Source organism: Pseudoclavibacter sp. JAI123 (assembly GCF_013409665.1).
In the GTDB taxonomy this organism is placed as follows: domain Bacteria; phylum Actinomycetota; class Actinomycetes; order Actinomycetales; family Microbacteriaceae; genus Pseudoclavibacter.
Map to the genome: position 1 here is coordinate 1,004,847 of NZ_JACCCM010000001.1, position 20,403 is coordinate 1,025,249.

Below are 20,403 nucleotides of genomic sequence, written 5' to 3' on the forward strand. Positions count from 1 at the left end.
CGAGCCGCTCGGAGTCGACGGCGACGTATTTTGCGTTCTCCTGACCACATGACAGAACACGCGTCGCACACGGCGAGCATCACGAAGCGCGCGCTCGGTGGGGTCTTCTCTCGCGCCGAATGGCTTGACGAGGGGCTGACCGACGCCGAATTGCGCCGGGCGATGCGTGAGGGGCAAGTGGCTCGGGTCTGCAGAGGCTGGTACGAGTTCGGTGCTGGCCGACTCGAGGTGAAGCGCGCGGTTCGGGCGCGGGCGCGTCTCACCTGCATGAGCGCATTGGCGCTGCACGGCGCCTGGGATCTTCGTCCCACCTACCCGCATGTGCGCATTCGTTTCGGGGAGCGCGGGCACACGGAGCGTCGCAGCGAGGGCGCGCCGGCGTTCGGTCCGTCTGAGCGGGGTTTGCTTTTGCACCGTCCGTCTCGAGGGGGTGATGTTCCGCTGGGCAGGTGCGCGGTCGATGATGTCCAGTTGGCGTTGCGAATGGCGTTCGAATGTTTGGGCGCCCGCGATCTTGCGGTGGTGAGCGACTCTCTGTTGAATCGCGGGCTGGTGAGCGAGGAGGTTCTGCTCGGCATTGCGGCGAGCGGGTCGGCTGGGGCGGCGCGGAAGGTTGGAGGGGTGGACGGGACGAGCATGTCGGGAACGGAGACGCTTGTGAGGTTCTGGCTGCGTGGCCGGGGTTGTGCCGTTGAGACGCAGGCGCAGTTCGACGGCGTGGGGTATGTCGATCTGTTCGTCGACGGGTGGTTGATCGTTGAGTGTGACTCTCGGGAGTTCCATGTGTCCCCTGCGGCTGCTGCGGAGGATCGGCGACGCGACTTGCTGCTGGTTGCGATGGGGTTCGTCGTCGTTCGTTTGACGTATGAGCAGGTGATGGTGGAGTGGGAGTCGACTGAGCAAGCGCTTCTGAAGGTTCTGGCGCGTGGGCGGCGTATTTCGAGGAGGTTCTCTGGGGGTCACGTCGGGTTGTGAACGCTGTTGCGGGTCGCTACTCCCATCCCGGGAACTGGTCGGCATAACCATGCCAGGCGGTCGGGCCGGCGATGAGCTCATCGTCGGTGAGGGCGCAGTCGTGCAGGGCGGTGTCGATGGCGTCGGTGCGGAGGTTCTTCCCGAAGAAGGCGATGGTGGTGCCGATGGGTGCGTCCGGGTCTGAGCTGGCGAGGCCGGAGGCGCCGAGCTGGATGCTGCTGCCGGTGCTCGACCAGTCGCCGACGTGATCCGTGCGGCTGGCGAGGCGGAAGAGTCCGCGGGAGCGGGCGATGAGCCCGACTCGGTCGGGGGTCATGCCACCGAGGGCTGTGGTGAGGCGTTCGGGGTGGAGGGGTCTCGGCTCGTTGAAGACGTGGCAGTCGAGGGGGCCGCGGGCCGGCGGGAAGTGCGTGTGTTCGTCGAGGCGCAGCATCCAGCCGGCGGTGGAGGCGAGCTGGTGCGCGAGTCGTGGACGGATCGGCCGCAGTCGCCGCCCGAGTTCGGTGGCCGCGGCTGGTGTGGTGATGGCGGCTGTGGGGTTGAGCTGCTGGATGAGCGCGCAGGTCTCGCTGACGACGCCGGCGGGGTGCGCGTCGGCGGCGGTGAGGACGATGACGGTCGCAAACTCGAGCTGCCCGACGAGGGTGGCGGATGCGTCGGCGTCGTCAGACAGGGAGGTTCCCTCTTGGAACAGCAGGCGTCTGACGTCGGAGATGCTGGCGACGGTGACGAACTCTCGTGGGCCTATGACGAGCCCAGCTTCATCATCGCCTGGAGTTGGAGCCATCGCACCGCGTCCCTCGGCGAGGACATGCTCCATCGCGAGTCCGATGCTCTGCGGGTCTGCGTCTGCCGAGAGCTCGACGATGGTGTTGCCGCGCCGTCCGTCCGAGGCCTGCCGCAGCAGGTCCTCGGCGAGTTCGACGCCGAGCGCCAGCGCCCCCGTCTGCTCGTCGCCGTAGTCGCTCGCGGGCGTCGGGCCGCCCGGTTCGCCGCACATGAGGGCGGTCACGAGCTGTCGCCCGGAGGTCTCGAGGCCGCTGACGAGGGTCATGCCGAGTGAGCTCGTCGCGGTCTGGCTGATTGGCTGGTCGGGGGTCATGCGAGTAGTCTAATGAGAAACATTCTCAAGAAGGAAGGCACGGCCATGAAGGTTCGCAACTCGCTCAAGGCGCTCAAGAAGGTCCCCGGCTCGCAGATCGTCCGCCGCCGCGGTCGCACGTTCGTCATCAACAAGAAGAATCCGCGCATGAAGGCGCGGCAGGGCTGACCCGCCGCTCGGGCGCGCCTGTTCCCCGGAACTGCCAGAATGGTGGCGGGTGCGTTCCGGCGCGTCCGACGAAGCCCGGCGCAGCCGCTCGGCGCTGACGCACTCTGAGGAGATTCACCATGACTGTGCTCATCACCGGCGGTGCCGGTTACATCGGCGCTCACGTGCTTGCTGCCCTTGAGGCTCGCGGCGACACGGCGGTTGTCGTCGATGACCTCACGACGGGCACTCCCGAGAAGGTCGGCGCGACCCCGCACTTCAACTTCGATATCTCCACGACGGGCGCGGCGGATGCGCTTGCCGACATCATGCAGGCGCTCGAGGTGACGAGCGTCATCCACTTCGCGGCGAAGAAGCAGGTCGGCGAGTCGGTGGCGAGGCCCGCCTGGTACTACCAGCAGAACATGGGTGGGCTCGCGAACGTGCTCGAGGCCATGCAGCGCGCGGACGTGAAGAGCCTGGTGTTCTCTTCGTCGGCGGCCGTGTACGGCCTCGGGACCGGGTCCGACGAGCCGATCCGCGAGGACGATGTGAAGAACCCCATCAACCCGTACGGTCAGACGAAGCTGGCGGGGGAGTGGCTCGTGCAGGCGTCGGCGAAGGCCGCGGGCATCAGTGCTGTGTCGTTGCGCTACTTCAACGTCGCGGGTGCTGGCAGCGATGAGCTGGCCGACCGCTTCGCGTTGAACCTCGTGCCGATGATCTTCGAGAAGCTTGCCGAGGGGAAGTCGCCGCTGGTGTTCGGCGATGACTATCCGACGCCTGACGGCACGTGCGTCCGTGACTACGTGCACGTCGTCGATCTGGCGGATGCGCATCTTGCGGTGCTGGATGCGATCGCGGCTGGCGAGCCGGTCTCGGCCGAGTACAACGTGGGTCGCGGTGAGGGCTACTCCGTGTTCGATGTGTTGGATGCGGTGCGTCGCGCGAGCGGGCAGCAGTTCGAGGCGGACGTCGCGCCTCGTCGCCCGGGTGACCCGGCTTTGCTGGTGGCTGACGCATCCCGGATCAAGGATGAGCTGGGGTGGACGGCGAAGTACTCGCTGGACGACATGGTCACGTCGGCGTGGTCGGGGTTCGAGCGCAACGGCGCTCCGGTCAAGGCGTAGGGCGGCGGCGGGGACGCAGCTTCGGGAAGACGAAGACGGCGTCTCCTGCTGGCCAGCGGCGCAGCCAGCAGAAGAGGTAGCTGAGGCTCATCGCGACGGCGGTGTTGATGATGAGCATCCAGGTGGGGTCGCGCATGCCCCAGTCGCCGAGCCATGAGGTGATCATGATCTGCGCGGGGTAGTGGACGACGTAGAAGACGACGGAGTTGCGGCCGATGTACTGCAGCCAGCGGGCGGAGTTGCCGTCGAGGCCCTGTTGGGCGCCGGTGAGGCGGCGGGTGATCATCATGATCGCGGCGACCCCGGCGAGGACGACGGGGATCCAGACGAGCTCGTAGCGGTCGATGAGGCGGGTCGCGGCGGTGAGTGAGCCGTCGCCGGGGGCTGTCGAGGTTGTGCCCGAGACCCACTGCAGTGCGCCGTCGAGGCCGAAGTAGGTGCCGCGTGTCTGCCCGATGAGCAGCGCGCCGAAGCCGCCGGCGATGGCGGTGCAGGCGATGAGGAGTGGCCAGCTCTCGATGCGGGCGAGCTGCTGTCGGTGCTGGGCGACGAGGTGGCCGGCGAAGAAGAATCCGCCGTAGTAGGCGAGGTCGCCCCACATCCCGGATGGGCCGATCCCGTCGGCGGAGAGCACGGCGCTGAGGCCCCAGAGGGCGAGTGGCACGAGCGCGAACCAGGGGCCGCGGATGCGGGTGAGGAGCGGGGCGGCGAGGTAGTAGATGGCGAGGTAGAAGATGAACCAGAGCCAGCTGAGGGCGATCCAGTTGCCGGGGTCTGTCCACCCGTCTTGCATGGTGACGAGCCAGTACACGGTGCCCCAGAGCAGGTACGGCCAGACCAGGGTGCGGAGCTTGCCCGTGTAGTAGGTGGGGCCCGTCTTCGCGAGGGAGCGGCCGAGGAGCATTCCGGAGAGGAGGAGGAGCGTGCTCATCCGGTAGGGCGCGAAGAGCGTGTTGAGGTCGTTGATGACGCTGGTCGGGTCGACGCCGGCGAGGAAGATCGGGATGGCGCTGGCGTGGAAGGTGACGACGAGGAGGATCGCGGCGCCGCGGACGAGGTCCATCCAGTGCTCGCGCCGTCTTGCGGGTCCGGGGCCGGGTCCGAGGCTCGAGGCGGAGTCGGGCGTCACATGGGCCGGGCCTCTGCGGGCTGACTGCTCGGTGGGTGCTGGTGTTGGCATGGGGGTTCAGTGGGCGCTGGAGGGGTGTCACGGTGCGCGAACCGCGTTCCGATCATCTGGTGGCCGGCGTTGCTCGTTGCGGGAAGACGAAGAGCGCATTCACGACGCGGCTGCGGCGTCGAAGTGCAACAGCGCCGAACGATACGGCAAGTGCGGCGATGATGCACGCGCTCATCACGATGGGCTGCTCGGTGATGCCTGTCGCGGCCAGGAGTCTCACGAGCATGATCTGCAGTGGGTAGTGGATGAGGTAGAACACGACCGAGTTGCGGCCGATGTGCTGCAGGAAGCGTGAGAGGGCGGGTTCGCGGTGTCCGTCGAGGGTGCCGCGGATGCGTCGCGCGAGGAGCGCGGTGCCGGCGATGCCGGCGAGTACGACGGGAACCCAGATCAGGTCGAAGCGCTCGATGGACCCGTCGTCGTTCGTGCCGGGCGTCGTGGGCGAGGTGAGGGTGAGCCCGTGCTCCTGGAGCACGAGCAGTGCGGCGAAGGCGGAGCTGCCGACGAGGAGCAGCACCATCGCCGGTGCGGTGTCGAAGCGCCTCAGCAGGTGCTGGGTTCGGGCGATGAGGTAGCCGGCGAAGAAGAATCCGCTGTAGTAGCTGAGGTCGAAGAGCGTGCCGTCTGGGGCGACGGTGCTGAGCAGCCAGAGGGTGATCGGCACGAGGGCGAACCACGGGGTCGGGATGCGGGTGAGCAGGGGCGCGGCCACGTAGGAGAGGAAGAGGCAGAGGATGAACCAGAGCCAGCTGCGTGTGGCCCAGCCGTCTGGGCGCATCCACTCTGTCGGGTTGGAGGTGGCGATCCAGAAGATCACGAGCCAGACGACGTACGGCCAGGCGAGGGTGCGGAGCTTGCTGGCGTAGTAGCGGCGGGGTGGTTTGGCGAGGGCGCGGGGGAGGAGGAGGCCGGAGAGCAGCATGAGGGAGGTCATGCGGAATGGTGCGAAGTAGAGGGTGACGTCGTCGATGACGGTGCCGGGGGTGATGTCGGCGATGTGCATGGGCACGTCGATGGCGTGGTTGGCGATGACGAGGAGGATGGCGGTGCCGCGGATGAGGTCGATCCAGCGTTCGCGCTGCCGGGGCACGGTCGACGATGCGCGTGCTGTCGCGTCGTGCGTCGCCATTCGTTCTCCGTTTCGCCGTGTCTCGACGCTACACTTGCCCGTTTTCTGGGCTGTGACATGGCGAATTTGGATGAATCTGAAATGACGTCCAGGGCTAAATCCCGGGGATCTGCGCGTGTCGGAACCGCCTTCGGTTCCCCGGGCAGTACAAGGTGTGCCGCTGGGCCGGTACGATCACTGGGAAATGAAAACACGCAACCAGAGTGCGCGTCGTTGGCCCCAGCTGACACTGCTCGTGGTCGTGGCTCTCGCTGCGGCTGCGTTGGTGGCTCTGGCGTTCATGCCACGTGAGGTCCCCGCGGGGGCAGGCGCAGAACCAGTTCTTACCATTGCCAGCTCGGAAGATGCCGCTTCGGCGGCGAACTCCGGTGGGGCTCCATCCGCTTCCGCACCGTCGGCGACCCCTGCGGGAACCGGCCTGACGGTCGCGTTCATCGGCGACTCGTACACGGAGGGTGTCGGCGCGAGCGACCCGTCGCTGCGGTGGACCACGCTGCTGGCCGCGGCGAACGGCTGGGAAGAGCTGAACCTGGGTGTGAGTGGCGCGAGCTACGGCCAGGGCCTCGAAGAGTGGAACTCGTACGCGGTCCAGGTCGAGGAAGCCATCGAGGCGCAGCCTGATGTGGTGATCGTCTCGGGCGGTCTCAACATGTCGGAGCTCGATCAGGAGCTCGGCGTCGAGTCGGTCTTCACCGACCTTCGCGCCGGGTTGCCGGATGCACGCATCATCGCAGTTTCGCCATTCTGGGTGAGCACGGCGTACCCCGCGCAGCTGACGCTCACGAGTGAGCTGATCGAAGCGGACGTGACCGCAGTCGGCGGCCAGTACCTGGACGTGGGTCACCTGTTCGAGGACGAGTTCCAGTACTTCGAGCTCGACGGCCTGCACCCTGACGACGCCGGTCACCAGCTGATTGCGAACGCTGTCGACGCTGGCCTGCCCGTGGAAATCGGCGGCTGATCAGCGTTCTGCGCCAGCGTGTGCCCGATCTGCGACCAGCGCGGCACATTTCAAGAATTTACAGCCCAATAACATGACACCAGTAGTATGAGGCCGGGCTTGCCCCAGCTTGCCTGAGATACCCCCTGCGCTCCGAACCGCGAGCCACCCGTTTCGTGCCAGCCGCGAAAGCGGCTGCGGCACGAGCGCAAGAGACACACGGACGGACCTTTATGGAACTGCGCGACTACCTGCGAATCCTGCACAAGAACTGGATCATCATCCTGATCTGCACCCTGGCGGGTGTCGCGGCAGGGGCGGGCGCATCGCTGCTCATGACGCCCAAGTACTCGTCGACGGCGGAGCTGTATGTCTCGGTTCGTTCCTCGGATGGCGGAGCAGCTCAGGAACTGAGTCAGGGGTCGACATTTGCGCGGCAGGCAGTCCAGTCCTACACCTCGGTCGTCAACAAGGAGATCGTCACTTCCCGAGTGATTGAGGAACTACAGCTGTCGATGACGTCGGCGCAGCTGGCGTCGAAGATCTCTGCAGGGAACCAGACCGGAACCGTCGTCATCGAGATCTCTGTTGAGGATGAATCGCCCGAAATGGCTGCGACCCTCGCCAACTCGGTTGCGAGCAACTTCATCGAAGTGATCGTCGACGAGCTTGAGAAGCCGGATGGAGCTGCCCCCAGTCTGGTGAAGATCGAGCCTGTGCAGTCGGCGGTCGCTTCGGCTTCCCCGGTCAGCCCCCGCGTTCCCCTCAACGTTGGTCTTGGCGCAATCGTCGGCCTCGCCCTTGGTATCGGTGTTGCGCTCCTCCGCCAGGTCATGGACACGAAGATCCGAAGCACCCACGACATCTCGCAGATCACCGACCGTCCTGTCATCGGTACCATCGCGTACGACCCGGACGCCGGCAAGCGGCCGCTCATCGTGCACGAGGAGCCGAAGAGCCCCAAAGCCGAGTCCTACCGTGCGCTTCGAACCAACCTTCGCTTCATGGACATCGAGAACACGCGCCATAGCTTCGTCGTCACGAGCTCGCTGCCCTCCGAAGGCAAGAGCACGACGTCGGCGAACATCGCGATCGCGCTCGCCGAGCAGGGCGCTAAGGTCGTGCTGGTCGACGGAGACCTCCGTAAGCCCAAGGTCGCGACGACCATGGGCGTCGACGGCTCGGTCGGTCTGACCGACCTCCTGAGCGGACGCGCCGAGCCGAAGGACGTGCTGCAGCGCTGGGGTCGCGGGCGTCTCTATGTCTTGCCTGCTGGACGCATCCCCCCGAACCCGAGCGAGCTGCTCGGCTCTCACACCATGCAACAGGTGCACGACCAGCTCCTCTCCGAGCACGACTACGTCATCATCGACGCGCCGCCGCTCCTGCTCGTCACGGACGGAGCCGTGCTGAGCGAGCTGGCACACGGGACGCTTCTTGTCGTCGCAAGCGGACAAACTCCTCGAAGCGCTCTTACGGCCGCCGTGGCTCAGCTGGAAGGTATCGGCTCGGAGGTCTCTGGAATCGTCGTTACGAAGGTCCCCACGAAGGGTCCTGACTCCTACGCGTACGGTTCATACGGCGCATATGGCGCGTATTACGGAACGGATGAGCAGGGCAACCCGACCACCGAGTATCGCAAGATCGGGACTGGCCAGATGCCGATCGTCTCCACCAGGAGTCGCAAGGCGCGCGATGCGCCGCAGTAGATCGGCCGGGCTCGCCGAATCACTATCCCCCGCAAAATGATTTCCCCCGGAGCACGACCATGTATCGATATTCAGGGCGTTGGTCTGATTCGACCGAAGCTTCCGCACTTTGGACGGCTGTTGGCGGTGCTCAGCAGTGAGCGAGCAGCGTAAACTCCTCCTCATCGCGTCGACAGGCGGACATCTCGCTCAACTGACTCGCATGCAGTCGCGCCTGGGGGCAGCCGAGAACTCGCTCTGGGTCACGTTCGATACGGAGCAGTCGAGAAGTCTTCTGGACGGACGACGGGTGCTCTTCGTGCCATACGTAGCTCCCAGGGACTGGCGCTCGCTTCTGAAGGCCGCCCAGATCATCGATCGCCGTCTCCGGGTCGAGAACTTCGACGGTGCCGTGAGCACTGGGGCCGGCCTTGCGCTCGCCGGCCTCCCCTTGGCGCGGCGGCGAGGTATCCCGGCTTCCTACATTGAAAGCGTGTCGCGCGTCGAGGGGCCGTCGCTAAGCGGCCGCCTGCTCTACGCAAGCCGCCTCGTGAAAATGCACACGCAGCACTCCGCCTGGGCGACCGGGCGCTGGAATCCCATCCCTCCTGTCCTGGCCGAGTACCGAACTGTTCAACGGCAGGCTCAAGAGACGCAGTGCGCACCGAAGGTCTTCGTCACCTTGGGCACGATCAAGCCCTACCGATTCGACTCTCTTGTTGATCGGCTCTTGGAAACTGGGGTGTGCGGCGAGAATACGACGTGGCAGTTGGGCGTCACGGATCGTGATGACCTCCCTGGTGCGGTGCACACCTACATGGATGCAAAAGAATTCGAGAGTTCCGCCCGGGAGGCCGATGTCGTGGTCACCCATGCCGGTGTTGGAACGGTCATGGACCTCCTGAACATGGGCAAGTCTCCCGTGGTTGTTCCGCGCCGCGCCGCGCACGGGGAACACGTCGACGACCACCAGCAGCAGATCACGAGTCTGCTCGAATCGCTCTCTCTCGCGGTCCCGGTCCAGGTGGCGGAGCTCACCGCGCAGCACATCGAGAGCTCTCGACACCGAGCGACGCTGGCGCTCTCCGGACTGGAAGGCGATCGCTAGACATGGTTAACGGAAGTTTCGTCAGCTGGACTGACCATGGTCGCAGCCGCGATATCGCCGAAGAGGTTGACCTCTTCAACTATGTCCCGGGATCCGGGAAAAAACTGCCCCTCCCGATCAAGTACTGCGTACTTTCTTGGAAGACCTGGCGCTTCCTCAGGACCCGGCGCCCGCAGTATGTATTCTTCCTCCAGCCTCCCGCGCCACTCTTGGTGACGGCCTACGCGTACTCCGTTGCCACGGGGGGAGTGACGCTACTTGGTGATCTTCATAGCGGGTTCTTCAACGATCGCAAATGGTCTTGGTTCACGAACATCGGGCTCAGGCTGCTAAGGCGCCATCACGTTTTCGTGACCAACGAACCTCTCGCTGAGCAGGTCGGTAGCCGTGTCGATAACGTGCATGTGCTCCACGATGTTCTCCGTCCTTCTGCTCGGAGTTCAGGTCAGGTGAAGGAGCCCTACATTCTTCTTCCTCTGAGCTACGCAGCTGACGAGCCGCTCGAGTCGATCATGGAGGCAGCACGAGCCACTCCCGAAGTCAACTGGAAGCTGACGGGTAGGGCACCCGCTTCACTCCGCGCTCGCGCCGGACAAAATGTCGAATTCACTGGTTTTATCGCCAACAACGAGTATGAAGAGCTCCTGAAGGAAGCATCTGCAGTTCTCGCGCTCACTTCTCGAGCAGACACCATGCAGCGTGCCGGATACGAGGCTCTCTGCGCCAACGTCCCCCTGCTCGCTAGCGACCAGGTCGTCCTTCGTCAGTTCTTTGGAGATGCTGCGATCTACACCGACCACGATGCTGGGTCTCTCGCAGGCGCCGTTAAGCAGACGTTGGATCAGGGCGACGAACTGCGGCTGAAGTCTGAAGCGCTGCTCGAGTTGAGAATGAGTGAGCAGATCGCGACGCTCGACCAATTGAGGACCCTCGTCAATGCCGCGAACTAGAAACCAGACTTGCATTGCAACTATCTGGCTTCCGTGGGGCATGGGAAATGGGTAGTAAGTACGCTGGCCCTATCCGCTTCTTCTGGAGCATGAGCGCGCAAGTACTCTCGAGTGTCAGCTCGCTGATCTTGTCCGCTCTTGTGGCGCGCGCGTTGTCTGCGGGCGACTTCGGCGTTTTTGCGATTCTGTTCACGGTCTACGCACTGCTGATCGGGTCGATCCGCGCAGTTACGGCTGAGACCTACATCTACGCCTTCGCGCATGTCGAGGATCGGACAACCTCGGGTGACATGAGTGCCGCCAGTAGCGCGAGCCTGGCGCTGTCGGTCATGGCCGCATTGGTCACCGTCATCGTCGCCTTCTTCATTCCCGACCTGACTTCGACGTTGCTGATTTTCGCTGCCGCGATCCCATTCCTCGTCGCGCATGATCACTTCCGCTACATCCTCATCGCCAACAAACAGTCACGCAGTGCAGCGCTGATCGATCTCCTCGCGCTTGTGGCGGTTGTCGGTGGCTTGCTCTTGGTGGCACGCGAGCCCAGTATCGTGACCCAGATTTCGGCGTGGGCAATTTCAGAGGTGCTCGCTACTGCTGCGGCCCTTGCCCTTCTTCGTCCGAAGTACCGGCTGAGCAGTGCTGCATCCTGGCTCAAGGAGCGCATGGCATCAGGTCGATTCTTCCTCGGTGACTTCCTGCTCACCAATGGCGTCACCCAGGGGGCGACCTTCCTCGTAGCTGCGTTTGCTGGGTTGCCTGCCGCAGGCTCGATCCGAGCCGCTCAAGTGCTCGCATCGCCGATCTTGCTGATCACACGAGGGGTGACGGTTGCCATTGCACCCGAGACCCGCCGCCTCGCAGCAAGGGGCAAGCACAAGATGCTGCTGATCATGTCGATGCTGTTCTCGTTCTGCACGGTCATCGCGGTTCTCGCGGCTCTCGGACTCGTCGCAGTTGCGCCTCCGGAGTTCCTGGTCGTGATCCTTGGCGATAGCTCAGAGGGGGCTCAACTGGTATTCCCGTTCGTGGCCCTTGCTCTCGCCTGCACAGGGGCAGCGGTCGGGCCTGGTCTCTACCTTCGAGCCGTGGGTAGGGTGAACGTCGCCTTCCGGAGCAAAGCCATCACCGCGCCGCTGGCTATCGTTGGTGTCGCATTCGGCGCAATGACGGGAGGAGCCGTCGGCTCGCAGCTCGGGCTCTCCATCGGAGAGTTCATTCGATCGATTTTGAACTGGGTGCAGGTCCTCCTGTACCAGAAACGGAATACGAATGGTGGGGACCAAGAAGGTGCTTAAGAAGCGAATCAAATCGACGTTGCGTCGTCTCCAGCGCTCCGGAATCTACGCCGCCGCGATTCTCGTCCCAGACGAGCTTGTCGCGCGTGTGGTGCGATCCACACAGAAGGGCACCCCGGAGCGTTCGCTGTCGGTGCTTGTGGCTGCCCCAGGCAACGGCAACATCGGTGATCAAGCCATGCTCGAGGCGTACCTCGCCGCGACCCCAGGCTCGGTCATGATCTACGAGCAGGCCGAAGGACTCGTGAGAATCCCGACTGAGCACCAGGGCCGGGTGCGGACGGTAGCGAGCCTCAATCTCATTCGGGGGCTCCCCGGTTTTCGCCTCGCAGCCGTCGCGCGCTTCGCGAAGTCAGCCTCGCGGGCGAAGGCTGTGACTCTCGTGGGGGCGGATCTCATGGATGGCCTATACAACACGAATGCTTCTCTCGCGCGCGCTTCAGTGCTGCGAGTTGCCTCACTGCAGGGGGCTCAGACGAACGTCCTCGGGTTCAGTTGGTCGCCCGACTGGGTGCCGACAGCCGCGGGAGCGTTGAAGCGAACCCAGTCGGAGACCGCGATCTACGCGCGTGATCCGCTCTCCTATGCAAGGCTGAAAGATGCGGGCGTCACCCAGACGAAGATCTCTGCGGATGTGGTCTTCACCACTCGCGACACTGAGGCGTACTCGGAATTCGACCGTTGGCAACGAGACGGTCAGAACGACGGCAAGTACGCGGTGGTTAACGCGAGCGGGCTCCTGGCGAGCCGCGCCGACCAGAAGGCCGAGTACGGCCGAGTTATCGCTGCGATTCGCGAGCAGGGGCACAGTCGGATCGTGTTTCTTCCTCACGTCATCCGCAAGGATCACTCTGACGCGCAGGCAGTGAGCGAGGTCCACTCGGCGTTCGGAACCGAGAACGATCTTCTGATCACGGGAGAGTGCACTCCAGCTCAGGTTCGGGGCATCGCGCGCAACGCCTCTGTGGTCTTCACGGGGCGGATGCACCTCGCGATCATGTCGCTCGGGCAGGGCACTCCCGCGATGACGATTTCGACGCAGGGCAAGGTAGAGGGTCTCTACGAGATGTTCGGCCTCTCGTCTTGGGCGCTGCCTTCCGATGGCGGATTCGCCTCCCTCGCGGGCGAGCTTCTTCGATCCACGGATCTGGACGCGGTTCGACGCCAAATTCTGACCCGACTCCCGAAGGTCATTGAACTCGCAGAGGCGAACTTCGAATCCCGCTAAGCAGGACCGTGCCGGGAGAGGATGAAGAATGCTGTCTGAGGTGGAGCAAAGGAGAGGACGCGTGTCGATGCGAGAGCAGAAGAGTGCGACCCGCCATGACGCTCATCGAGGTGTCGCGCTTCTCTTCGTCGCGGCCATTTCGTTGAACGCTGGGGAAACGACTGGGGAGGTTTCGTAGTGGTCAAAGCAACGCGAAACGTTCACATACCCTCGATCCTCGCTGAGCCCACGGCGTCAGAGGTGGACAAGCGCGACGCCGTGCCTCCATTCATGAACTGGGTACTGAGCGTGATGCTCATCGGCGCCGGGGTGATCAGCTCCTTCGTCCTGGGACGCACCGGCCCGCTTCCTGTCACTGAAATGCTCGACGTGTGGATCGGGCTGCTCGCGCTCTACCTGCTGATCAAGACGCGCATCCACACGACTACTACAATTCTGCTGCTCAGCGCGTACATGCTCACGCGGATCATTCCAGCCATTGCAACCGACGCCCCGTTGTTCGACTTCGCGCAGGCTTACCGGTGGATTATCTACCTCGTTGTCCTCTGTCTTGCAGTGGGAAAGACGTGGGGAACTGTCAAGCCGCTGATCGTGACGACCTGGGCACTTATGATCCTCGCGATCGTCAAGGGCATCATCACTCAGTTGCTGCTGGGGCTTCGCCCGGGCCTGCTCCTGGAGAACAACTTCGAAATTCCACTGTTCGCGGGACTCGTCGTGCTCGTCTACGGGCATCTCGACAAGACACGCCTGCTCATCGTCGTGACACTCGGTCTGCTCACGGTCGTTTCTGGCTCACGCAGCGGCGTCCTCGCCTTCGTGGTCCTCGCGATGTACGCAGTGTCTCAGACGGACCGCGGTAATGTGTTCGTCCGCTACTTGGCACTTGTGGCTCTTCCGTTCGCGGGGCTTGTCGCCTACAGCCTCTTCATGGACCGCGCGGAGGGCGAAGTCCGGCTCGACCGTCTCAACTTTCTGACCGTCTTCCTCGGTGAGACTACCGACTGGACGATCATCGAATGGCTCTTCGGGACCGTGCCGATAACGCCGCTGTCACCGGGTGCTTGCAGCGCGCTTTCGTACTACGAGAACTTGTTCTCGTCGACCGGCGATGGAAGCTGCTACTCCGTCATCCTGCACTCGTTCTTCATGCGAGTAGTCTTCGATGCAGGCATCATCGGCGTCCTCATATCGTTCGGCGTCATGTGGTTCCTCATGCGCAGGTCCAAAGTGCCCGTGTCACTCATCCTTGCCCTATTGGCCATTGCCGCGGTCAACAGTCTTTCCGTGTCTGGCCCAAACAACCCATACGTGATCCTCCCTATCCTCCTGGCAGTCCTTGGATCATTCCGTAGCCCGGACGATCAGCGATTGCATCGCGAACTGCTACCGGCAGCAGCTCGAAAGCGAGGGGCACGTTGACTTCGACGAATGTCGGCAGAATGAGCGGCGCGCTCCAGGGGCGCAGTCGCTTCTGGGACGCAGCCCGCGGTGTGGCGATCTTAGCGGTCATCTGGATACATATGCCCACTGGAGCGAGTTTTCAGGGTGGCGAGCACGCCTGGAATTTCGACTACTGGATCGCCTCGCGCCAATTTCTGAACTTTCCGGTCGCGCTCTTCCTTTTCCTCGCCGGCTACTTTGTGAAGCCGCAGCGGGTGACACCGCCAGGACTCTGGCTGAGGGGGCGCATCAAGCGGCTGCTCATTCCGTACCTGATCTGGACTTCTGTTTACGGTCTTGCCGAGGTCGCCCAGGATCCAGGTTCTCTGCAGCGTCCCTTCGAGCTCTTGGGGCAGATCATCATTGGATCTGTTGCAGCTCACCTTTACTTCGTCGTCGTCCTCATCCAGCTGACGGTCTTGACTCCTCTCTTGGTGAAGGCGGCCGCGCAGCGATGGGGCAGCGTCTTGTTCTCCGTGACACCGGTGTACGTCGCCTTCATGTATTGGTTCGCATTCGCGACAGGGGACCTGCCCGAGCTCTACAACTACTTCTTCCCAGCCTGGTTCGCTTTCTACTATGGCGGAATCTGGGTTCGAGTTCGTGGGGTAAAGGCGTTCTCAACACGAATCTCCATTATGGCCGTGGCCATAGCCGCCGTCGTCAGCGTTGTGGAGGCGTACTGGCTCCTGTCGGTCTCCATGACGACCGGATTCGCCGCCAGTCAGTTGAAGGTTTCATCGATCCTCTATGCCTTTGCGGTGATCGCCCTGGTCTTGTCCTGGCACAAGCTGAAGCCGGATGCCGGCGTTCCGGGGCTCGTGTATCTCGGTGAGAGGTCGTACGGCATATACTTCGTGCACATGATCTGGATAATGGGGTTCGGATTCATGGTGGAACGTTTGCATCTCTTCGAGGCGCTTCCGGTACTTCCCGCGATCCAGGTCGTTGGGATCGCGCTGGTCCTCGGACTCAGCGTGGCGTCGATCTCGATCACTCGCAAATTAATCAGCAAGAAATATGCGGCGCATCTGTTGGGCTTTTGAAGCACCAGTTACCGGCCGACTGCTGCCGTCGTGAAGCTACGCAAGCAGCAAGTTGACGAAAGGAAGAAAATCATGAAGATCTCAGTAATTGGGTGCGGATACCTCGGGGCCGTCCATGCTGCTGCTATGGCCTCCATCGGACACGAAGTCGTCGGTGTGGATGTCGACGAGAACAAGGTGAAGGCCCTTGCGGAAGCGCGCGCCCCGTTCTTCGAACCTGGACTCCCTGACATGCTGGCGGAAGGTGTCTCCAGTGGGCGGCTCAGATTCACGACTGACATGTCGCAGGTGAAGGAGTCCGTTGTGCACTTCATCGGAGTGGGCACCCCGCAACGGAAGGGCGGATACGCCGCGGATCTGCGTTACGTGGACGCTGCGATAGAAGCACTCGTGCCTTTTCTCAAGCCAGGAGATATCGTGGCCGGCAAGTCCACTGTGCCAGTTGGGACCGCAGCGCGACTGGCTTCTGCTGTCTCGAAAGCAGGAGCAACGCTTGTCTGGAATCCCGAGTTCCTTCGCGAGGGGTGGGCGGTTCAGGACACCATCGATCCAGATCGGCTCGTAGTAGGAGTGCCGGACGGGGACCAAGGCGATCGTGCGGCCGAGGTGCTCCGAAGACTATATTACCCGGCAACTGACAAGGGCACGCCGTTCCTCGTCACCGACTACGCGACGGCTGAGCTGGTCAAAGTTGCGGCGAACGCTTTCTTGGCAACCAAGATCTCATTCATTAACGCCATGGCGGAGATCGCCGAGGTGACTGGCGCGGATGTCACGCAGCTCGCTGATGCCATCGGTCACGACGCGCGCATTGGTCGCAGGTTCTTGGGCGCTGGCATCGGTTTCGGGGGTGGATGCTTGCCCAAGGACATTCGAGCCTTCGCGGCACGCGCGGAGGAACTCGGCAAGGGGGAATCAGTAGGGTTCCTGCGTGAGGTGGACGCCATCAACTTGCGTCGGCGCGACCGAGCTGTTGAGCTCGTCGTCTCTGCGCTAGACGGCAGCTTGCACGGGAAGAAGGTTGCCGTACTCGGTGCTGCCTTCAAACCACACAGTGACGATATCCGCGACTCTCCCGCGCTGGATGTCGCTGTCCGTCTGCACGGACTCGGCGCCGCCGTGACGGTGACCGACCCTGAGGCCCTCGAAAATGCTCAGCGCTTGCACCCTCAGCTCCAGTATCAGTCCGATACCCGCGTCGCGCTGCAAGACGCCGAAATTGTTCTCGTCGTGACCGAGTGGGACGAGTACCGAAAGGATCTCGATCCTGCAGAGGCTGGCGAGGTCGTCGCTCAGAGGATCGTCGTTGACGGACGCAACTGCCTCGATCCTGTTGCCTGGCGTGCAGCAGGCTGGGATTACTACGGGATGGGTCGCCCATAACGTGGAGGCGCTCCCCCCCCCCCCCGCCGGAACCCCGTTAGATTGCGGGCTTCGAAACTAGGACGGGAGCTCTATCGCGTGGCAGCGGCCGTCAGTTTGAGGCGCAGCCGGTCGTGATGAGGAGTGCTTTAGCGAATCCCGCGGACTGGTAAACGTACTCTTGAGCGGCGTCCGCCATCGACATAGGTGATTCGTCGCTCAGGACGACTGCCCGGCCGGAAAAGCACCGTTCTGCGTACAGACGTGCGCGTGATACCTGGGCGGTGTCCGTGACGATGATTGCTGAGTCCCACCCGTTCTTCTGCGCTAGCTCTTCCAGCATCCCGATCTCGCCCTGAGTCGTGAAGGGTAGAGATTGTTTGCAGTACACGCGGAAATTCGACGGAGTAGAGCACGTCGGTGTCATCGGTATGGATCGGCCTGGTCCTTCTTCCGCAGCTGAGATGAGAAGGAAGTCGCTGTACCCGGCTTCGAGCATGTCGTCTGCCAGCGCTAGACGAGTTGGCGTCGCGGGGCCAAGAACCAGGATCACATCGGACGTCTGTGGTGTGAACTTCAGGGGGGTGAAGATGGGAGCGATTGGCCAGGCCAGAAGTACGGCGAGCCCGAGAAGGATGAGCTTCCAGAGGGGGCGATCTAAAGACCCTTCACCCCGAACTTGCTCCTGATTCGTGCTCATACGCGTGCTTCCTGCGTCGGGCCGCACATCCACAGCGAGCGCGCAATTCGTGGACGTCTCGGCTGTGAGTCGGGGGAGAACAGATTCTCCGCTCCTTCGGCCCAGTATTGCAGGGTAACGCTGAGTGAGCCAGGACAGGCACGTCCATGTGATCTCGGTAACATCCATATATGCCAACATCGATCACCAAGGCCGTCATCCCCGCAGCTGGCCTCGGAACCCGCTTCTTGCCTGCGACGAAGGCCATCCCGAAAGAGATGCTCCCGGTTGTCGACCGTCCCGCGATCCAGTACGTAGTGGAGGAGGCCGTTGAGGCCGGTCTCTCCGATGTGCTCATGATCACCGGACGCCACAAGGCGTCGCTCGAGAACCACTTCGACCGTGTTGCCGAGCTGGAGACGCTCCTTGCGGCGCGCGGCGAGCACGAGAAGCTGGCCCGCGTCAACGCGGCGACGAACCTCGCCGACGTCCACTACCTCCGCCAGGGTGACCCGCTCGGCCTGGGTCACGCCGTGCTCCGCGCGAAGCAGCACATCGGTCACGAGCCGTTCGCAGTTCTGCTCGGCGACGACATCATGTCGTCTGGCGGCTCGCTGCTTAAGCGCATGATCGAAGTCCACGAGCAGACCGGCGCCAGCGTCGTCGCACTGCAGGAGATCGACCTCGACCTGATCTCGGCCTACGGCGTTGCCGCCTATGACACGAGCATCCCGCGCGAGCAAGGTGTTGTTGGCCCCGACACGATCCAGCTCACGGGCCTTGTCGAGAAGCCCGCCCGCGAAGACGCACCCTCGAACCTCGCGGTCATCGGTCGCTACCTGCTTCGCCCCGAGGTGTTCGATGTACTCGAGCGCACGGCGCCCGGCCGCGGCGGCGAGATACAGCTCACCGATGCGCTCGAGGTACTCGCCGGTGACCCTGAGGCGTTCGGGGGAGTGGTCGGTGTCGTCTACGACGGACGTCGCTACGACACCGGCAACAAGCTCGAGTACATCAAGGCCACGGTCGAGCTCGCGAGCCAGGACCCGAAGCTCGGCCCCGAGCTTCGTCCGTGGCTCCAGACCTTTGCGGCGCAGCTCGCCGACTGACCCGGCGCAATAACGTCACGGGGACTTCGCGCGGAGTGTGCGGGGTCCCCGTTCTGCATCCCCAGCCAGTTCACTAGCCGTCCACCTAACGGACACTGCCGCGATTCCCCGGATCCCTACGCTCGCGGAGTTCATCCCCCGACCGTTAGGCCGAACCCCGCATGCGCATCACGACGTCTCGACGACGCCTCACTTCCACTCTCGCTGTGACGACCGGGCTGGGGGTGCTCCTCTCCGGCTTCGGCGCGGGGGCTGCATCCGCCGCCGAGCCGTTCACCGACGACCAGCTCGCCTACGACTACCCGTCGAACGCCGAGTATGACTACGTGCCGATCATGGACCAGTTCTCGTGGCTCGTCACCGACCGTGCCGACATCATCGCGCTCAACGACAGCCAGACCGTCGAGATCAACAACTCGGCCACCCCCGAGCAGGTCGAGCGCGCGATCGTCGACCAGTACGACGACATGTCCGTCTCCATGGCCGACGGACTCGGCGCGAACCTCGGTGCCATCTACGCCGAGGCGCGCCTCGCGGGCGAGCTGCCGAAGATCGACGCGCTCCTCGCGAAGAGCGGCGGCCTCGTCGGCTACTACTCGTCGTCGAACCCGTCGAAGAACTACTTCGACTACGACCGCCCCTACATCCGCTTCCCCGAGCTGCTCCAGTACCGCGACAAGGAGGGTGGCGACGCCTGGGACTCGACCAGCGGCGCCTACCCGAGCGGCCACACCTCGCAGGCGTACTGGCAGGGCACGTCGCTCTCGATGATGCTGCCAGAGCTCGCCCCGCAGATCCTCGCCCGCACCTCCGAGGCTGGCAACAACCGCATCGTCATGGCCGCGCACTACCCGCTGGATGTGATGAGCGGACGCATGATGGGTCAGCACATCGTCGAGCGCCGCATGAGCGACCCCGCGTTCCGCGAGCTGTTCGCTGAGGCCGAGACCGAGCTGCGCGGTGTCCTCGAGGCCGGATGCGGTGCGGCACTCGCCGACTGCATCGCCGCCGACACCCCGTACCTGTCCGATGAGGATGCGCTCGCGCTCTACGAGCAGCGCATGTCGTACGAGTTCCCGCAGATCGCGCCCGCTGGCGACGCCGTCACGATCCCCTCGAACGCCGAGTCGCTGCTCATCACGAGCCACCCCGACCTCACACCCGAGCAGCGCCGTCAGGTGCTCGAGCTCACGGCCATCGACTCCGGATACCCCCTCGACGAGGGCACCGAGGGCAGCTGGCAGCGACTCAACCTCGCCGCCGCCATGGCAGCTCAGGTCGAGGTCAACGCCGACGGGACGATCAGCCTCGTAGATGCAGGAGCCGAGCAGCCGGAGCCAACCACTCCCGGCACCGCCGAGCCAACCGTGACGCCGGCGCCGACCTCGGAGCCGACCGGCACCGCGACGCCCACCGCGCCGGCACCCACCACACCCTCCGCATCCGCAACGCCCACGACTGCGCCGGTAGCAGTCGGCGACAACGCAGACAGTGTCTCGGACGCCCTCGCCACCACCGGCGCCGAGAACCTCAACACCGGACTGCTGGCCGCACTCGCGCTTCTGGTCGCGGGCGCGACCGCACTGGTAGTGCGCAAGCGCGCCACGAAGGCGAACGGCTAGCCTCCGCGCGGCGCCTCGCTGCTTGAGGTCCGGCGCCTTGGCGCACGCCTCGCAACCAAACGATGGCCATCCACTTCGCTCTCTGAGCGAGGTGGATGGCCATCGTTTTCTCCGCGGCACAGAGTCGCAAAGCCTCCTTACTTGATGTAGTTCTTCAGTTCCTTCTCAACACTGGTGGTGACGGCGTTGTTGCCGCCGAGGATGACGATGTTCTTGGGCTTGAGCCTCGTGAGTTCGGTTTTGATGACGTCGGGGAGGCTGTTGCCGGGG

General features: G+C 63.7%; 18 protein-coding genes. 14 read left to right on the plus strand and 4 right to left on the minus strand.

What is annotated here, in order from left to right:
• Positions 1–48 precede the first annotated feature (48 nt).
• Positions 49–975 carry a type IV toxin-antitoxin system AbiEi family antitoxin domain-containing protein gene (locus HDC34_RS04815; RefSeq protein WP_179556065.1) on the plus strand — a complete coding sequence of 309 codons (927 nt, stop codon included), beginning with the start codon at positions 49–51 and terminating at the stop codon, positions 973–975.
• Positions 976–991: 16 nt separating this feature from the next.
• Here the strand turns inward: HDC34_RS04815 and HDC34_RS04820 are convergent, their stop codons facing one another.
• Positions 992–2,077 carry a GTP-binding protein gene (locus tag HDC34_RS04820; protein WP_179556066.1) on the minus strand — a complete coding sequence of 362 codons (1,086 nt, stop codon included), beginning with the start codon at positions 2,075–2,077 and terminating at the stop codon, positions 992–994.
• 45 nt (positions 2,078–2,122) lie between these two features.
• Between HDC34_RS04820 and ykgO the strand changes: the two genes are divergently transcribed.
• Together ykgO and galE are read left to right on the plus strand one after the other, a co-directional pair.
• Positions 2,123–2,245 carry a type B 50S ribosomal protein L36 gene (ykgO, locus tag HDC34_RS04825; protein ID WP_179557095.1) on the plus strand — a complete coding sequence of 41 codons (123 nt, stop codon included), beginning with the start codon at positions 2,123–2,125 and terminating at the stop codon, positions 2,243–2,245.
• A gap of 119 nt (positions 2,246–2,364) precedes the next feature.
• Positions 2,365–3,354 (plus strand): UDP-glucose 4-epimerase GalE, encoded by a 990-nt coding sequence (galE, locus tag HDC34_RS04830; RefSeq protein ID WP_179556067.1) that lies wholly within the window; start codon positions 2,365–2,367, stop codon positions 3,352–3,354.
• On the opposite strand, the gene HDC34_RS04835 is transcribed toward galE, so the two are convergent.
• Positions 3,344–4,534: an acyltransferase gene (locus HDC34_RS04835; protein WP_179556068.1), complete on the minus strand. Its 1,191-nt coding sequence runs from the start codon at positions 4,532–4,534 to the stop codon at positions 3,344–3,346. The genes galE and HDC34_RS04835 overlap by 11 nt on opposite strands.
• Before the next feature lie 52 nt (positions 4,535–4,586).
• The gene (locus tag HDC34_RS04840) at positions 4,587–5,663 is read right to left on the minus strand and encodes an acyltransferase (protein WP_179556069.1); all 1,077 of its coding nucleotides are present in this window, start codon (positions 5,661–5,663) and stop codon (positions 4,587–4,589) included.
• 184 nt (positions 5,664–5,847) lie between these two features.
• Here HDC34_RS04840 and HDC34_RS04845 point away from each other — a divergent pair, with 184 nt between their 5' ends.
• The 9 genes from HDC34_RS04845 to HDC34_RS04885 all read left to right on the plus strand — a co-directional run bounded on the left by HDC34_RS04845 (position 5,848) and on the right by HDC34_RS04885 (position 16,744).
• The gene (locus HDC34_RS04845; protein WP_179556070.1) at positions 5,848–6,624 is read left to right on the plus strand and encodes an SGNH/GDSL hydrolase family protein; all 777 of its coding nucleotides are present in this window, start codon (positions 5,848–5,850) and stop codon (positions 6,622–6,624) included.
• 212 nt (positions 6,625–6,836) lie between these two features.
• Entirely contained in the window at positions 6,837–8,312 is a 1,476-nt protein-coding gene (locus HDC34_RS04850) for a polysaccharide biosynthesis tyrosine autokinase (protein ID WP_179556071.1), read from the plus strand.
• A gap of 136 nt (positions 8,313–8,448) precedes the next feature.
• The gene (locus tag HDC34_RS18145) at positions 8,449–9,399 is read left to right on the plus strand and encodes a glycosyltransferase (RefSeq protein ID WP_218854892.1); all 951 of its coding nucleotides are present in this window, start codon (positions 8,449–8,451) and stop codon (positions 9,397–9,399) included.
• Between the two features lie 2 nt (positions 9,400–9,401).
• Entirely contained in the window at positions 9,402–10,349 is a 948-nt protein-coding gene (locus HDC34_RS04860; protein ID WP_179556072.1) for a glycosyltransferase, read from the plus strand.
• Positions 10,350–10,438: 89 nt separating this feature from the next.
• Positions 10,439–11,644 carry a hypothetical protein gene (locus HDC34_RS04865; RefSeq protein WP_179556073.1) on the plus strand — a complete coding sequence of 402 codons (1,206 nt, stop codon included), beginning with the start codon at positions 10,439–10,441 and terminating at the stop codon, positions 11,642–11,644.
• Entirely contained in the window at positions 11,637–12,872 is a 1,236-nt protein-coding gene (locus HDC34_RS04870; protein WP_179556074.1) for a polysaccharide pyruvyl transferase family protein, read from the plus strand. Before HDC34_RS04865 ends, HDC34_RS04870 begins: the two co-directional genes overlap by 8 nt.
• Before the next feature lie 240 nt (positions 12,873–13,112).
• A complete protein-coding gene (locus HDC34_RS04875; protein ID WP_179556075.1) occupies positions 13,113–14,294 on the plus strand; it encodes a hypothetical protein in 1,182 nt (393 codons plus the stop codon).
• A 20-nt stretch (positions 14,295–14,314) separates the two neighbouring features.
• On the plus strand, positions 14,315–15,361 hold the full coding sequence (locus tag HDC34_RS04880; RefSeq protein WP_179556076.1) for an acyltransferase: 1,047 nt from the start codon (positions 14,315–14,317) through the stop codon (positions 15,359–15,361).
• A 72-nt stretch (positions 15,362–15,433) separates the two neighbouring features.
• Positions 15,434–16,744, plus strand: a complete 1,311-nt coding sequence (locus tag HDC34_RS04885) for a UDP-glucose/GDP-mannose dehydrogenase family protein (protein WP_179556077.1) — start codon at positions 15,434–15,436, stop codon at positions 16,742–16,744.
• 91 nt (positions 16,745–16,835) lie between these two features.
• On the opposite strand, the gene HDC34_RS04890 is transcribed toward HDC34_RS04885, so the two are convergent.
• Positions 16,836–17,423: a hypothetical protein gene (locus tag HDC34_RS04890; protein WP_179556078.1), complete on the minus strand. Its 588-nt coding sequence runs from the start codon at positions 17,421–17,423 to the stop codon at positions 16,836–16,838.
• 170 nt (positions 17,424–17,593) lie between these two features.
• On the opposite strand from HDC34_RS04890, the gene HDC34_RS04895 reads away from it, so the two are divergent.
• The gene (locus HDC34_RS04895) at positions 17,594–18,511 is read left to right on the plus strand and encodes a UTP--glucose-1-phosphate uridylyltransferase (protein ID WP_179556079.1); all 918 of its coding nucleotides are present in this window, start codon (positions 17,594–17,596) and stop codon (positions 18,509–18,511) included.
• A 206-nt stretch (positions 18,512–18,717) separates the two neighbouring features.
• Positions 18,718–20,133, plus strand: a complete 1,416-nt coding sequence (locus HDC34_RS04900) for a phosphatase PAP2 family protein (RefSeq protein ID WP_308807268.1) — start codon at positions 18,718–18,720, stop codon at positions 20,131–20,133.
• Positions 20,134–20,403: the final 270 nt, after the last annotated feature.

What these genes read in the sequence shown, in the direction of transcription:
- HDC34_RS04815 (WP_179556065.1), top strand. Translation starts at nt 49, where the DNA reads ATGACAGAACACGCGTCGCACACGGCGAGCATCACGAAGCGCGCGCTC.
- HDC34_RS04820 (WP_179556066.1), bottom strand. Translation starts at nt 2,077, where the DNA reads ATGACCCCCGACCAGCCAATCAGCCAGACCGCGACGAGCTCACTCGGC.
- ykgO (WP_179557095.1), top strand. Translation starts at nt 2,123, where the DNA reads ATGAAGGTTCGCAACTCGCTCAAGGCGCTCAAGAAGGTCCCCGGCTCG.
- galE (WP_179556067.1), top strand. Translation starts at nt 2,365, where the DNA reads ATGACTGTGCTCATCACCGGCGGTGCCGGTTACATCGGCGCTCACGTG.
- HDC34_RS04835 (WP_179556068.1), bottom strand. Translation starts at nt 4,534, where the DNA reads ATGCCAACACCAGCACCCACCGAGCAGTCAGCCCGCAGAGGCCCGGCC.
- HDC34_RS04840 (WP_179556069.1), bottom strand. Translation starts at nt 5,663, where the DNA reads ATGGCGACGCACGACGCGACAGCACGCGCATCGTCGACCGTGCCCCGG.
- HDC34_RS04845 (WP_179556070.1), top strand. Translation starts at nt 5,848, where the DNA reads ATGAAAACACGCAACCAGAGTGCGCGTCGTTGGCCCCAGCTGACACTG.
- HDC34_RS04850 (WP_179556071.1), top strand. Translation starts at nt 6,837, where the DNA reads ATGGAACTGCGCGACTACCTGCGAATCCTGCACAAGAACTGGATCATC.
- HDC34_RS04860 (WP_179556072.1), top strand. Translation starts at nt 9,402, where the DNA reads ATGGTTAACGGAAGTTTCGTCAGCTGGACTGACCATGGTCGCAGCCGC.
- HDC34_RS04865 (WP_179556073.1), top strand. Translation starts at nt 10,439, where the DNA reads ATGAGCGCGCAAGTACTCTCGAGTGTCAGCTCGCTGATCTTGTCCGCT.
- HDC34_RS04880 (WP_179556076.1), top strand. Translation starts at nt 14,315, where the DNA reads ATGAGCGGCGCGCTCCAGGGGCGCAGTCGCTTCTGGGACGCAGCCCGC.
- HDC34_RS04885 (WP_179556077.1), top strand. Translation starts at nt 15,434, where the DNA reads ATGAAGATCTCAGTAATTGGGTGCGGATACCTCGGGGCCGTCCATGCT.
- HDC34_RS04890 (WP_179556078.1), bottom strand. Translation starts at nt 17,423, where the DNA reads ATGAGCACGAATCAGGAGCAAGTTCGGGGTGAAGGGTCTTTAGATCGC.
- HDC34_RS04895 (WP_179556079.1), top strand. Translation starts at nt 17,594, where the DNA reads ATGCCAACATCGATCACCAAGGCCGTCATCCCCGCAGCTGGCCTCGGA.